The sequence below is a fragment of the Brevibacillus sp. AG162 genome (assembly GCF_006715575.1).
In the GTDB taxonomy this organism is placed as follows: domain Bacteria; phylum Bacillota; class Bacilli; order Brevibacillales; family Brevibacillaceae; genus Brevibacillus; species Brevibacillus brevis.
Genome location: NZ_VFNO01000003.1, coordinates 269,505 through 284,437, shown reverse-complemented (window position 1 = coordinate 284,437; position 14,933 = coordinate 269,505). Strand labels below are relative to the sequence as shown.

General features: G+C 47.9%; 13 protein-coding genes. All 13 read right to left on the bottom strand.

Translation table 11 applies throughout. The features are described 5' to 3' along the window. Positions 1-37: 37 nt before the first annotated feature. Entirely contained in the window at positions 38-502 is a 465-nt protein-coding gene (gene fur, locus FB479_RS11275; RefSeq protein WP_007720739.1) for a ferric iron uptake transcriptional regulator, read from the bottom strand. A gap of 94 nt (positions 503-596) precedes the next feature. After that, positions 597-1,223: a stage II sporulation protein M gene (gene spoIIM / locus FB479_RS11270; RefSeq protein WP_142065121.1), complete on the bottom strand. Its 627-nt coding sequence runs from the start codon at positions 1,221-1,223 to the stop codon at positions 597-599. Between the two features lie 67 nt (positions 1,224-1,290). Next, positions 1,291-2,463: an endonuclease Q family protein gene (locus FB479_RS11265; RefSeq protein WP_142065118.1), complete on the bottom strand. Its 1,173-nt coding sequence runs from the start codon at positions 2,461-2,463 to the stop codon at positions 1,291-1,293. A gap of 4 nt (positions 2,464-2,467) precedes the next feature. Next, positions 2,468-3,025 (bottom strand): NUDIX domain-containing protein, encoded by a 558-nt coding sequence (locus FB479_RS11260; RefSeq protein ID WP_047069480.1) that lies wholly within the window; start codon positions 3,023-3,025, stop codon positions 2,468-2,470. A 160-nt stretch (positions 3,026-3,185) separates the two neighbouring features. After that, positions 3,186-4,385 (bottom strand): DUF3866 family protein, encoded by a 1,200-nt coding sequence (locus FB479_RS11250; protein ID WP_142065112.1) that lies wholly within the window; start codon positions 4,383-4,385, stop codon positions 3,186-3,188. A 145-nt stretch (positions 4,386-4,530) separates the two neighbouring features. Continuing rightward, positions 4,531-5,652, bottom strand: coding sequence for a M20/M25/M40 family metallo-hydrolase (locus FB479_RS11245; RefSeq protein ID WP_142065109.1), 1,122 nt, complete (start codon positions 5,650-5,652; stop codon positions 4,531-4,533). A gap of 91 nt (positions 5,653-5,743) precedes the next feature. After that, the gene (gene mce / locus FB479_RS11240) at positions 5,744-6,160 is read right to left on the bottom strand and encodes a methylmalonyl-CoA epimerase (protein WP_142065105.1); all 417 of its coding nucleotides are present in this window, start codon (positions 6,158-6,160) and stop codon (positions 5,744-5,746) included. 333 nt (positions 6,161-6,493) lie between these two features. Continuing rightward, complete coding sequence (locus FB479_RS11235) at positions 6,494-8,653, bottom strand: copper amine oxidase N-terminal domain-containing protein (RefSeq protein WP_106652953.1); 2,160 nt, start codon at positions 8,651-8,653, stop codon at positions 6,494-6,496. Between the two features lie 234 nt (positions 8,654-8,887). Next, the gene (locus FB479_RS11230) at positions 8,888-10,231 is read right to left on the bottom strand and encodes a dihydrolipoamide acetyltransferase family protein (RefSeq protein ID WP_142065102.1); all 1,344 of its coding nucleotides are present in this window, start codon (positions 10,229-10,231) and stop codon (positions 8,888-8,890) included. Positions 10,232-10,251: 20 nt separating this feature from the next. Next, positions 10,252-11,235, bottom strand: a complete 984-nt coding sequence (locus FB479_RS11225; RefSeq protein WP_106837606.1) for an alpha-ketoacid dehydrogenase subunit beta — start codon at positions 11,233-11,235, stop codon at positions 10,252-10,254. A gap of 13 nt (positions 11,236-11,248) precedes the next feature. After that, positions 11,249-12,241 (bottom strand): thiamine pyrophosphate-dependent dehydrogenase E1 component subunit alpha, encoded by a 993-nt coding sequence (locus FB479_RS11220; RefSeq protein ID WP_106652950.1) that lies wholly within the window; start codon positions 12,239-12,241, stop codon positions 11,249-11,251. 18 nt (positions 12,242-12,259) lie between these two features. Further along, complete coding sequence (gene lpdA, locus FB479_RS11215; RefSeq protein WP_142065099.1) at positions 12,260-13,681, bottom strand: dihydrolipoyl dehydrogenase; 1,422 nt, start codon at positions 13,679-13,681, stop codon at positions 12,260-12,262. A 138-nt stretch (positions 13,682-13,819) separates the two neighbouring features. Continuing rightward, positions 13,820-14,911 (bottom strand): Glu/Leu/Phe/Val dehydrogenase dimerization domain-containing protein, encoded by a 1,092-nt coding sequence (locus FB479_RS11210; protein ID WP_047068882.1) that lies wholly within the window; start codon positions 14,909-14,911, stop codon positions 13,820-13,822. Positions 14,912-14,933 lie beyond the last annotated feature (22 nt).

The window sequence follows — 14,933 nt, the reverse complement described above, 5'->3', positions numbered from 1 at the left end:
AAAAAGAAAAACTTCTCCGTTACCAGAGAAGTCGACTTTATTTGAAGTCCTCCACGTTCACTTTATCTACACAACGATTGCAGATCCCGTAGAAGGTCAATCGGTGGTCGGTAATATAAAAGTTGTAAACATTCTTGACTTTCTCTTCTGCTGTGACAAGAAGATCTTCAAAAATTTCATCCACCGTACCACAATTGAGGCAAATGAGGTGATGATGGTGATAGGCAGCATTATCATCACGAAGATCGTAACGAGCTACGCCATCGCCAAAATTCATTTTATGAAGGATCTTCAGTTCGCTCAACAGCTCTAATGTCCTGTATACGGTAGCAAGCCCGATTTCCGGTGCTTTATCCTTCACCAACAAGTAAACATCTTCGGCGCTCAAGTGATCTTCTTCATTCTCCAACAACACGCGAACAGTGGCTTCACGCTGTGGTGTCAGCTTGTAGTTCTGTGAATGCAACTGCTGCTTAATTTTCTCTAATTTTTCTTCCAACATTAATGCCCCTCCCCGCTCGCATGAAACCTGTTCCTATTATAGTAGAGGGGCATCGAATAAGTCAAATGCATAAGTTATTACCTGAGAATTATTCTTAATTAAGCACGAGCTGCATCAGCCTAGGGGAAATGAAGGTTTCAAACAAGGCTGCAATCGTCAATACCACGAGCATGCTAAGAACAAGGACGGTATAGCCCATAAAATGCGGCATGATGACATCTCTTTTGCTCAGCACTCTCGTCCGGATGAGTCGAAGGGAAAAGGATATTCCGCTGACACCTACAATAAAAAGGGCCGGGACGACTAATAAATTTTGCGGGAGAACACCCACCATGGCGAATGTTACGCCTTGCCATTGGAGTTGACTCACCAAAAAACCGACGGTGAAACCAACCACGACTCCTTTTAAGAAGAGCATCAACAATATCATGGGCAGGCCAATGATGGATAACCCGAGTACCCACATGATCGCAATGGTCTTGGCATAATGACCAAACGCTTGCTGAAAATGGGCACTGGTCTCAGGGATTCCATCGCTACCAAGACTGTTGAAAAAATATTGCAGAAAACCGTACAGCTCCTGCTTCTGTGATAATGGCAGTGAATTGACGAGGACGGCTCCGAAAATAATGCCCATCGTAAACAGGACGATCGTGAACCAGTAGAGTGACTGATGTTCTCTCGCATAGGATTGGATAGTTTGTCCGACTCGTGAACGCACGTTTCGTCGCCTCCCGCTTCGCTGATTACTGTACAGCTTATGCGGACGAGTTCTTCCCTATGACAACCTACATCGGGACGATCTTTCCGTATGTACCGGCGCCGCCCTTTTGGACAGAGAGCTTCCCCTCTCGTGCTTGTACGATAAGCGAAGCGATTTTCTCTCCGACAACATGGGTGAGCTCTTCTTCGTTCACCCGATGCAATACGTTCATCTGTGTACCAAACGACCGATACAGCTTGTCCAACAATTTCGGACCAATTCCCGGAATGAATTCCAACGGGATTTGCTCGATATAAGGAGGACGGAATGCCGGATGCTGGCCGGCCTCTACATCGGCCAACTGATCAATGCGCGCCGCAACCCCTCGCACAATTCGCTGGAAGCCGCATTCCGGACATTTTCCTGAAGCATCCGCCGCGAGCAATGACTGGCACCCTTGGCACGCTGTCTGATGATATTTGCCAAGCTCGGGATGCAGACCGTAGTTCATATGAACCCCTCTTCCACCGATGCGCTTAATTGCTTTCACCCACTCTGCGAAGGAACGCTCTTGCATATACATGGCTTGATATTCCCTGCCTATCTTCGCCAGAGAATGGGCATCTGAGTTTGTGAGAAAGGTTTTGTCATGTAGCTCGGATATGCGGTCCGCCATAATGGTATTCGCACTCAACCCCAGCTCAACCGCATAGATAAGCGTAGGATTAAGTACTTCAGCCATCGAATCCGTACAGCTTCCATACAACCCTTTATGCGGCGTGAAAATATGTGCCGGGATCAAAAGGCCCTGCAATTGATGGACACAGGCTTGTAATTCCATAAGCGATACGTAGATACGCTGAGAACTTAAATGCACATTTTTGCAGCGTTCAGACAACCACGCGGTAAATTGCTTCATCTCTTGCAGCTTGGGCAGATAAACGAGAAAATGAGCTGCACCACGTCCTGGCTCTTTGATTTCTACTTCGCAACCCAAGATTAGCAAAGTATCTTTGTAGGAAATACCTCCATCCACCTGTTCAGCGGCTACTCCCTTTTCCAAGAGATCTACCAGCTCATCCTGAACCTCGGGCGAATGTGCATCGATGATCCCGATGACATCCATCCCTTTTTTCTCTGAGGCTTCCTCCAAAATTTTGGTGAGTGTCATTTGGCGAGAAGCCGTTATTTTCACAGGTTTACCCGTCCACGTACCACCGATGTGAATATGCATGTCGCAAAAATAGGAAGAAGGCATGGTTCTAGCCACGTTCGCGCAGCATTTTGTTTTCCCACGCAAACAATGCCACGACTGTCTTGGCATCTCGAATTTCTCCACTTTGATGCAGGGCATGCGCTTCTTCCAGTGTCACTTCCAGCACATCAACGAACTCATCCTCGTCCGGCTTGCTTTCTCCTTTTTTCAAACCAGTAGCCACAAAAACATGTAAAATTTCATCCGCGAAGCCTGGCGATGTGTAAAAAGAGCTGAGCGGTGTATACTGACTCGCAACGTAGCCAGTCTCTTCCTCCAGCTCGCGCATTGCACATGCGAGCGGCTCTTCACCTGGCTCCAGCTTTCCTGCCGGGATTTCCACGATCGTACGCTCCAATGGCTTGCGGAACTGTCGCACCACAACCATTTTGTTATCATCTGTGATTGGCAATACGGCAACCGCGCCTTGATGATTCACGATTTCTCGCTTGGCTGTGTTGCCATTGGGCAGAAGCACCTCATCCACCTTGACCTTAATGATTCTTCCGTCATAAATTGGTTGACTGGAAATGGTTTTTTCATATAAGTGATCATATTTACTCACTGTCGTCATCATCCTTTTTCCATAAAGTCGTTCTAAATCGTCGATTCCCTCCATAAGTTGGGAGCATAGAGCTTGTCCACCTTATTGTATCGGAGGAGATCATGAATGAAAACATATGTTAGCGAAAAGCAATTGCGTATGGTTGGGAAAGCTTGGGAGATCAAGGCTGCACTTCGTTTCTGGTCAAATAAAGACCTAACGCTTCAAGCGTACTTGCTGAAACGGGCGAATGCAGGGCGTCGTTAACCGTTTGGGCGATGTAGTCCAGAGTGTTGCCTACAAATTCGGCAGCCAACCATGCCGTCTGAAAAGGAGCGGGATCTTCTTGCCAATTTCGCCCCATTGTAGAAAAGGACAAGCTATACCCCTTTTCCAGTGATGCCAGTTCTGACAGGTCTGGGACTCTTCCCTTTATGAAAATATGCTTCCCCGCGATTTCTATCGCCTTCAATTGCCGTGAAAGAACTTCATCTCTTTCATCCCTGAAAATCGGGATTGCAACAAGGGTGGGACAGAAAACAAATCTGTTCAATAGCGATACTGTGTGGTGACTGACACCATAATGCCTCGTACGTGGGTCCCCAAAGCTGATTCTGGGAATAAAAAAAGGTGTTCCTCCGAGAGTGGATACGGCATGAACGACCTCAGCCAGCTGAATTCCGGAGAAGCCATAAGGTGTCCCCGTACCTGCTACCCCAGGTCCCAGCATACAAACAATAATATCGGCATGCTCTACATGGCGTGCAGCCAACAAGCCACTATGAATCGTCAACGACTCGCGATCTCCGCCCCACGCATGACCTGTCGTCACTGTCGCAGCCAAGCTCCCGATTGCTTTTAATTGATGGACGTGCTGGCTCAAGGCAATCGGCAAGGATGCGCCATCTGGCATGACATATACGATACGGGCATCTGGATTTTTTTTATGTAAAGCAAGGACAGCAACAGGTAGCAGACTGTGCAGCTCTCCGATCAAAACAGGGGTACCTTCCAAGGACAAGTCTTCTTGCACAAACAAAGGGTGGTACGGACTGGCCTGTTCTTCTACCGAATCAACCGCGAGTTGCCAAGGTGAATAGCGCATTTTCATGACATGCCCCCACTCATTCGGAAGGACATCTGTTTCCTCTGGTTGGGTAACTTTTCCGACGACAAAGTGATAACCGCCTGTCCCCAATTCAAGGCGAACAGCGGTTGTATTAATCAGAATTACATCGCCACTTTGATAATCCTCCTGCAAAAAAGACAGCACTCTCTCCATTTTGTATCCTGCAACCGATTCTGTCCGGACTTCGAGTATCTGCATGCCTGATTGCTTTTCCACCACTTTTTGAACCGTCCCCACCGCCAAACGAAGCACTCAGCCTCCCCCTTTCATGCCTGCCTCGTCCCCGAGCTTTCTATTCAGTCTATGATGAACAGTGGTTGTCTCAATCATGCAAACGAGTAAGCAAACGAACAAAAAGGCCGGAACCCCTCGCAAGGAAATTCCGACCTTCTTTTGGTTACTCTTGTACTTCTGCAATAACAGCAAGCACCAGCTCAGCCGCTTTGTTCAGTTCAGCGATTGGCATGCGCTCGTTTTTTGTATGGATTTCTTCATAGCCGATGGCAAAGTTTACGCTTGGCACGTTGTAGCCGTTAAATACGTTACCATCGCTTCCGCCGCCGCTTGCAACCAGCTCAGGATTACGGTCTACACGTTTAACCGCCGCAATCGCTTTTTGTACAACAGGCGTTTCTTCGTTGAATTTGTAGCCGTGGTACATAAAAATAACGTCATTTTCGCAAGTCGCACCCATCTCGGCTGCCACTTCTTCAAATGCTGTTGTCATTTTCTTTACTTGAGCTTCCAGCTTGTCCATAACCAAGCTGCGAGCCTCGGACCAAATTTCCACATAATCGGTTACGATATTGTACGCTTTACCGCCTTCAAAACGACCGATGTTTGCAGTTGTGTCCGCATCGATACGGCCCAGTGGCATGCGGGAAATTGCTTTACTAGCAACCGTTATAGCACTGATGCCATCCTCTGGATTCACACCTGCATGCGCTGCTTTGCCATGAATTTTGGTTACGATGCGGTATTGTCCAGCACCAGCTACTGTAATTTTTCCAACCGGGCCTTCCGAATCGAGGATGAAGCCCATTTCTGCTTTCAGCAGGCTGGAATCCATTGCGCGGGAGCCTACAAGTCCTGACTCTTCTCCAACAGTCAATACGACTTGGATCGTTGGATGTGGCAAGTTTTGCTCTTTCATGCTACGGATGCCTTCAAAGATCGCCGCGATTCCTGCTTTATCATCCGCACCGAGGATCGTCGTTCCATCGGAATAAATGTAGCCATCGCGAATTTGTGGCTTGATTCCGTTTCCTGGTACAACCGTATCCATATGGCTGCTAAACAGGATTGCTGGACCTTTTCCAGTTCCCTCCAAGGTTGCGATCAGATTGTTGGCACCATGTCCGGTTTTCGCTGCTGCGTCATCCTCTTCTACGGTAAAGCCCATCGCAATCAGTTTTTCTTTGAGAACTTTGTTGATCGCTGCTTCGTTCTTCGTTTCACTGTCAATTTGGACGAGCTCCAAAAATTCATTTAACAAACGCTCTTGGTTGATCGTACTCACACTCGTTACCTCCTGATCGTACTGCCCGATTTTGGTACATATTCACAAGTTCCAGTATACCGCAAAAAAATTTTTTCTACTACGTAAACGCCTATGATTCTTTCGGGTATTGGCACAGCTCATACAAAACGCCATTCGCTGCCTTTGGATGCAAAAATCCAATCAACGCATCGTGCGCACCCGCTTTGGGGACCTCGTGAATGAGCGGTACACCTTGCTCTTTTAATGTGACTAGACGACCCGCAACGTCATCTACATCAAAAGCAATGTGGTGAATGCCTTCTCCGCGTTTTTCCATAAATTTTGCTATCGGACTCTCATCACTCAGCGGTTCTAGTAATTCAATATGACTTTCCCCGATCTTTAAAAATGCCACTTGTACTTGTTCGCTCTCCACGATTTCGGTTCCAACCAACTCCAATCCCAATTGCTCGGTATAAAAGGGAAGCGTCTTTTCCAAGCTTTTTACCGCAATGCCGATATGGGCAATTTTTTTCGGTGCGCTCACGAATCATCATCCTTTTGTAAGTGGTTGTCTCATTGGCTACATTTCGGTACAATTTCAGCATGGGCGAAAAAAAGAAAGCCAATGATATCCTTTTCTTCATTCTAGCACAGCCACTTACAGAATCACCTGATAATTTCCTCTACCTTGAAAGGAGGTTTGATTAGAATGAGACACCAGTCACTCTTTGCAAAAATCCTGATCGGCATTCTAATACTCTCACTCATCGTTCCCACGTTTTTTTACTTTCAATAAACGAGTGCTGATAAACAATTAAAAACCCCTTTCCGACCGAAAAGCGGAAAGGGGTTTTTAATTGTTTATCAGCACTCGTTTTTATTTGTATACGTATACGCTGGAAGTTTTCGCATCCCAGCCAACTTTGTAACCAAGATTATCCGTAACGGTACGGATTGGAATCATTGGCATGCCGTTTTTGAGAACAACAGGTGTTGGCAGTTGAATTTCTGTTTTACCTACTTTTGCTGTTTTCGACCCAACTGTAAACTTCACGACTTTGGTTCCACTGATAACAGCAACACTTGTATTGTTCCATTGCGTAGTCAGTGCCAGTGCTTCTTTAAAGAATTGGGCTGGAACCATGGTCGTATTACCATCTGCAATGTAAGGAGCTACAGAGAGAGGATACGATTTGCCATGCAGGGTGAAGTTTGCTGTATTTACTTTAAAGGAAGCCGAGTTTGCAGGAATAGCTGTTGATGGTTGTTGCGGCTGTTGTGGTGTTGGCGTTGCAGGCTTTGGTTGAGCCGGGGAAGGCATCCCTACACCAACAGCACGCGCAAACAGCAATCCTCTTTCTTCGGAAGTAAACACGCTGATGCTATATGTGTTTTTCACAGCAGGGTTTACGATGTTCGCCGCTGGATTGATCACGACATTAGCATTTGTTGCCGCAGGAATATCCTGAGACGGATAAATCAGAACGTTTTGCCCACGAACGGCAACAAAATTCGCACCTACACCATTCACAGAGATGTTAGCTGGCGCGATGTAAGCCGGTACCTTGTAGCCTACCGGGAATACGATCTCGATGAAATCGCGCTGCTTTTGCAGACCAACACCCAATCCTTTGATTGCCACGTTCACACCCGTCTGCTTGCCAAGTGCATTTTGTGTCAATGCGATTGTTGCCGTGCTGTTGTTGGTACCTGTGTTTGGTACAGGTACTGGATTGGTCGGGTTGGTTGGGTTGGTCGGCGTCGGGTTCACAGAAGAGCCACCGATGCTGAAGGATTTTGATTCCAAGGTTCTTCCGGAAACAGTAGCCTTCAACGTATAGCTGCCAGCCGTTCTCGGATTGGAAATCCACGCTCCGTAAGTAACTTCAACCTTCACTCTGCTATTGGCATTGAAGCCGGTTGGCGCTACTAACGCGATTCTATTTCCAACTGCAGTTGCTTTTTTCGCTGGTTTCCCATTGAGTAAAAAGTCTGATGCAGTCAAAATGCCCGGCACCATGTCAGATGATGGGAATTCGAGAATCAATTCCCCATCTGCTTTCAATTCTTTGCTGCCGAAGTCAGCATCAAAGGTGTAGCTGGTGCGAGCTCCTGCGCCCGGATCGGACAGGTTCACTGTAAAGCTGTCGGAAGCGCTGCTAGAGCTTGAACCGTTCTTCGTAATTTCAACATCTTCTGATTCGTATGTAGTTCCATCATATTTCACTTTGAAAACATGCTTGCCTCCGGAATCAGGGTTCTCGATTCCAGCATCCTTGTCAAATTCCAAGGTGATGTAATCATCTGCGTCTGCACCACTCGGAATTTTGACATCAACCGTACTGCCACTAACACTGACAGATTTCGCTGTATATCCGTTTACTTTTACATCCTCTTCATCAATGCTTGATGGCAGCATATTTTTCTCTGGGAAAGTGACAGTAATCGTGGAGCTTGTCTCCAGCTCATCACTACCTTTGAGAGAAATTTTGCCAAGCTTGAGGCTGACTTTTTCTCCTGCTGCTTTGCTGCTCAACGATACGGCATAATCATTGCTAGACTTGCTACTGCTGCTCGAGCTGCTTTTTTTGATATCTACATCATCCGATTCCGAATCCTCGTCGCCCGCTTCTACACTGACGCTGTATGAACCTTTGTCATCGGGATTCGTGATACCGCTCGTAATTTTAATCTTAATTTTATCGCCTTTTTCTAAATCTTCATCTGTCTTGATTGTAATTTCTTCTCCATCAACACTTACTTTCTTCACATCGAAGCTAGCATCAATATCGTCCGAATCAATGTCATCTTCGATATCAAAATCAGAATCGAATTCAATAGTAATGGTTTCTCCACTATCCAGGTCTTCTTCTAGCTTGAATTCAATGGTGTAGTCACTTTCTTTACCTGCACCATCGTTGTCAGCCGTTACAGACAATTTTTCAATAGCATGTGCTTGCTGCGGTACTGACACAAATGGTGTAGCGGCCAGCGCTGATGCCAGCACTATTGGTAGTGCTTTTTTACTTTTCTCCATGTTTTTCCTCCCATGTTTACCCTTAATCTGGAAATTCTCTAGCGGGACGCTACCAGTCTACCACAAATGCTATCTGGTGGGAATCTCTTCTAGTTTAAGAGACACACTGGCTCCACTTGCTAAGACGAGGATGTCTCTAAAAAAGTTACATACGTAATGATCGATTTGGAAAATTTTTTTACGATTCTTTGATCAAAAAAACCAGGTCTTTACTTGACCTGGTTTCTTGACACCTTAGTACAGCTTGGTATCCGGTCCTACATTCTCAAGTTTTTGCTTCACACTTTGCAGGAATCGCCCACAAATCAGACCATCCAGCACGCGGTGATCCAAGGACATGCACAAATTGACCATCGACCGCACTGCGATCATGTCGTTAATGACAACAGGACGTTTTACAATGGACTCGACACTAAGAATCGCAGCTTGCGGAGCATTGATAATCGGCTGGGACAAAACAGAGCCAAAGGAGCCTGTGTTGTTAACCGTAAAGGTCCCGCCTGTCATGTCATCCATCGTCAATTTTCCTGCACGAGTGCGTGCTGCCAGATCATCAACTGCCTTCGCAATGCCAAGAATTGATTTTTGGTCAGCATGCTTAATGACAGGAACATAGAGAGCATCTTCCGTCGCTACTGCGATGGAGATGTTGATGTCCTTTTTCACAATGATTTTGTCATGTGCCCATGTGGAATTGATCATCGGGTACTCTTTCAGCGCTTCTACAACCGCTTTGATAAAGAACGGCAGGAACGTGAGGTTGAGCCCTTCTTTTTTCGCAAATTCGCCTTTTGCCTGATTGCGGAAGTTAACCAGATTGGTCACGTCTACTTCGACCATCGTCCAAGCATGTGGAGCTTCATGCTTGCTCTGTACCATCCGGTTTGCAATCGTACGACGAATAGACGTTACAGGTACAACTTGATCACCACTTGCAACCGGAATATCTACGGAAACAGCAGGAGCCGAAACTGATGCTGCAGGTGCAGGTGTTGAAACCACAGTAGATTGTTCGACTGCTGCCACGGGAGCCTGCGCGACCGTTTCTTTCACGGTCTCAGCTGGCTTTTGGCCGCCCGCGTCGATAATCGCTTGGACATCTTTGCGGGTAATACGACCGCCTGCTCCAGTTCCTACAACGCGGGACAAGTCAATGCCATGCTGCTGTGAAAGCATGACAACAGCAGGTGAATAACGTTGTTTTGGTCCATCGACGACTGGTGCTTGCTGAATGGATACAGCCGGCGCAGCTGCCTTTGGCTGCTCGGTTGCAGGCGCAGGCGCTTGTGGAGCCGTAGTTTCCGGCGTGCTAGCAGGCGCTGCAGCTCCACCTTCCGCACCACTTTCTTCTATATATAGGATCAATGTGCCGACTGCGACTGTCTCACCTTCTGGCACGACGATCTCAGTAACGCGTCCTGAAACAGTAGAAGGAACCTCTGCGTTTACTTTATCCGTCGTCACTTCAGCCAGCGAGTCGTATTTCTTGACCGTGTCGCCTACATTGACCAACCATTTGCTGATGGTGCCCTCGGTCACGCTCTCTCCGAGCTGGGGCATTAGTACTTTCGTTGCCATGATCCTTGGTCCTCCTCGCCTTAAAAGTTGGCCAGCTCGCGCATTGCTTCCAATACTTTTTCCGGGTTCAGCATAAAGTATTTTTCCATCGGCGGGCTGTATGGCATAGCCGGTACATCTGGACCACAAAGACGTTTAATCGGCGCATCCAAATCGAACAGGCAATGCTCCGCTACAATGGCAGCTACCTCACCGCCAACGCCGCCTTCTTTGTTGTCCTCGTGTACGATCAATACTTTGCCTGTCTTCGAAGCAGCTTCTACGATCGCTTCTTTGTCCAACGGATACAGAGTACGCAAATCGAGAACATGCGCACTGATGCCTTCTTGTGCCAGCTTTTCCGCTGCTTGCAGGCAGAAGTGCAGAGTCAAGCCGTAGGAGATGACCGTGATGTCTGTCCCCTCTCGCTTGACGTCCGCTTTGCCAATCGGCAGCACATAGTCGTCCTCAGGCACTTCGCCCTTGATCAAACGATAGCAGCGCTTGTGCTCGAAAAAGAGCACCGGATCTTCATCGCGAATGGCTGCTTTCAAAAGACCTTTTGCATCATAAGGTGTCGAAGGTGCCACTACTTTTAAACCAGGCGTGTTCGTGAACATCGCTTCCACAGATTGCGAGTGGTACAGTGCACCGTGAACCCCGCCGCCAAATGGGGCACGAATCGTGATCGGACAATGCCAGTCGTTGTTCGAACGATAGCGCATTTTCGCCGCCTCACTGACAATTTGGTTCACAGCCGGCATGATGAAGTCCGCAAACTGGATCTCCGCGATTGGACGCATACCGTAAGCTGCCGCACCAATCCCTACACCGACAATAGCGGATTCAGCCAGCGGGGTATCGATCACGCGCTCCTCGCCAAACTCCTCAATCAATCCGTTTGTCGCACGGAAAACACCACCGCGTACGCCAACGTCTTCCCCGAGGATAAACACATTGGAATCGCGACGCATTTCTTCACGCATCGCCATTGTAATTGCATCAATAAAAGAAATGACTGCCATAAAAGATCCCCCCTTATTCCCCGTATACGAATGTCATTGTCGATTCTGGTGTTGGATATGGCGCGTTTTCTGCATATTCAGTGGCTTCATCCACTTCCAGCTGCACGCGGGCGAGCATATCCGCTTCCTTGTGTTCGTCCAAGAGTCCGATCTCTCTCAAATAGGCAGCGAAAACAATCAACGGGTCCTTTTTCTTCGCTTCTTCGACTTCTTCTCTCGTACGATACACACGATCGTCATCGTCACTGGAGTGCGGAACAAGGCGATACATAACAGCTTCGATCAGCGTTGGCCCTTGACCACTGCGAGCACGTTCAACCGCTTCTTTCATGACGCGGTATACTTCAATCGGATCGTTTCCGTCCACACTGACTCCCGGGAAGCCGTAACCGATCGCACGGTCTGCTACACTTTCACAAGCCAGCTGCTTTTTCAGTGGTACAGAGATCGCATATTTGTTGTTTTCGCAGAAAAAGATAACGGGGAGCTTGTGGACACCCGCAAAGTTCGCACCTTCGTGGAAGTCACCCTGGTTGCTGGAGCCTTCCCCGAACGATGCATACACAACAAAATCTTTTTGCTTCATTCTACCTGCCAAAGCCATACCGACTGCGTGTGGCACTTGCGTAGTCACTGGGCTTGAGCCCGTCAAAATATTGTACTTTTTGCCACCGAAGTGACCTGGCATCTGTCTTCCACCGCTATTCGGATCTTCCGCCTTCGCAAAAGCGGACAGCATGCAATCACGGGCTGTTTGGCCAAAAACCAGAACCAAACCAAGATCGCGATAGTACGGGCACAAGAAATCTCTGTCTTTTTCCATCGCAAAAGCTGCTCCCACCTGAGCTGCTTCCTGACCCTGGCAGGAAATCACGAACGGTACTTTGCCCGCACGATTCAACAGCCATTGGCGCTCGTCAATTTTTCTGGCCAACAGCATGTAATAATACATGTCAAGGACTTGCGCATCGGTCAATCCCACTTGCTCATGTCGCTTGGTTGTCATCGTTACATTCCCTCCTCGCTAATTGTGAATCGCTTTTCCGTCGACAGCCTGCGCTGCCTCCATGATTGCTTCGGATAAGGATGGATGCGGGTGAATCGTCTGACCGATCTCCCACGGAGTCGCATCCAGTACACGGGCCAAGCCCGCTTCGGAAATCATATCTGTCACATGTGTACCGATCATGTGAACCCCTAACAAATCATTGGTCTTGGCATCAACGACCAACTTCACAAAGCCGTCATTCTCACCGTGGATCAGGGCTTTGCCCAGTGGCTTAAAGCTGAACTTGCCGATTTTCACATCGTAGCCTTGTTCTTTTGCTTCTTTTTCAGTGAGTCCGACATTTGCGACTTCAGGTCGGCTATACGTACATTTCGGAACCTTGGTGTAATCCATCGGGTGCGGGTTTTGACCAGCCATGTGCTCTACGGCGAGTATTCCTTCATGCGAAGCGACATGAGCCAATTGCAGACCGCCAATAACGTCACCAATCGCATAAATATGAGACTCTGCAGTCTGGAAAAATTCATTAACCACAACTACGCCACGCTCGACTTTGATTTCTGTTGCTTCCAAACCGATGTTTTCTACATTCGCTTGGCGTCCTACTGATACGAGTACCTTTTCGGCTTCAAAAGTTTGGAATCCATCCTTGACTTCCGCCTGAATAGAGACTTTGCCTTCCCCTTTTTCCAACGATTCAGGCAGCACCTTTGCTCCCGTCACGATGTTGACTTTCCGCTTTTTCAACAGACGAGCCAATTCCTTGCTCACTTCTTCATCCTCAAACGGCAAAATACGGTCGGCGTACTCCACAACAGTTACTTCTACACCGAAATCATTGAGCATGGAAGCCCACTCAATCCCGATGACACCGCCACCAACGATGACAACAGAAGCAGGCAATTGCTCCCACTGCAACGCTTCATCGCTTGTGACCACATAAGATCCGTCGATGACCAAACCAGGAAGTGTGCGCGGACGAGAACCTGTTGCCAGCAAAAGGAATCGTGGAACGATCATTTCTTGGTCCCCGTTTTCCTTTTCAATGCGCACAGCACCTGCCTGCGGAGAAAAAATGGAAGGCCCCATGACTCTTCCAAAGCCTTCAAAGACAGTAATGCTGCCTTTTTTCATCAAGTACTGAATCCCTTTGTGAAGTTGGTCGATAATGCCTTGCTTTCGTTCTTGTATTTTCGTGAAGTCATAGCCTACAGTACCGGCCGAGACTCCGTATTTGTCAGCTTCCTTCAGGGTGGAGAATACTTCTGCACTGCGCAATAGCGCTTTGGATGGGATGCAACCACGGTGCAAGCAAGTACCACCGAGCTTTTCTTTCTCCACGATTGCTACCTTCATTCCCAATTGGGAAGCGCGGATTGCCGCTACATAACCGCCGGTACCTCCCCCGAGGACGACTAAATCAAACTCTTGAGACACCACGATCTCTCCTTTCATTCGGAAAGCTACCCTGCGTATTTACGAGAATATGAATATTCAAAGAAAACCGTTTATGTATTCCTGGCCGCCCTCCATAGAAGAGCGGACAGGAGTAAGACTTTTATAGAAGAAACGTGATTAGCGCTTGTAAACAGTCTTGCCGTTTTGCAGGAAAGTATTACGTGATCTTGCCACACTTGCAATGCGCTCTTCCGCCATGCGGTCAGCAGCTTTGTAGGAAGCCATGCCATCACGTTCAGCGATTTCGTAAATTTTCAGGATGCTGTCATAGATCGTTTCTACTTTTTTCAGTGCACGCTCGCGGTTATAGCCTTGCAGTTCATCTGCCACATTGATTACACCACCAGCATTGATCACGTAGTCTGGTGCGTAGATCAGACCCATTTCGTGAATTTGGTCGCCGTGTCTTTCTTCTTTCAGCTGGTTGTTAGCTGCCCCTGCAATCACTTTTGCTTTGAAGAGTGGAATGGTGTCATCGTTGATGATCGCACCCAATGCGCAAGGAGAGAAGATATCGCACTCTACGCCAAAGATCTCGTTAACGCCTACGGCTTTCGCACCGAAATCGTTCACTGCGCGATCTACGTTTTCTTGATTGATGTCCGTTACGATCAAATGCGCGCCTTCTTCATGCAGATGGCGGCACAGATTGTAAGCTACGTTTCCTACACCTTGTACAGCAATCACTCGTCCGGAGAGAGAGTCGGAACCAAACGCCAATTTAGCGGCAGCTTTCATTCCACGGTAAACACCGTAAGCTGTGACAGGGGATGGGTTACCACTGGAACCGAATGCCGGAGAAACACCTGTGACGAAATCTGTTTCCAAGTGGATCATATCCATGTCTGCTACTGTTGTTCCTACATCCTCAGCTGTGATGTAGCGGCCATTCAGCCCTTGGATATAGCGGCCGAAAGCACGGAACAGCTCTTCGCTCTTATGCTCGCGCGGATCACCGATGATGACTGCTTTACCACCACCGATGTTCAGTCCTGCTGCTGCGTTTTTGTAAGTCATCCCACGACCGAGACGCAGTACGTCCACAATCGCCTCTTCTTCTGTTTTATACGGCCACATGCGCGTACCGCCGAGTGCTGGTCCTAATGTCGTATCATGAATGCAAATGATTGCTTTCAAACCGGAATTTTCGTCTTGGCAAAATACCAATTGCTCGTAATCGTACTTTTGCATGTAGTCAAAGATGTTCACTGAAGAAACCTCCCTAGTATCT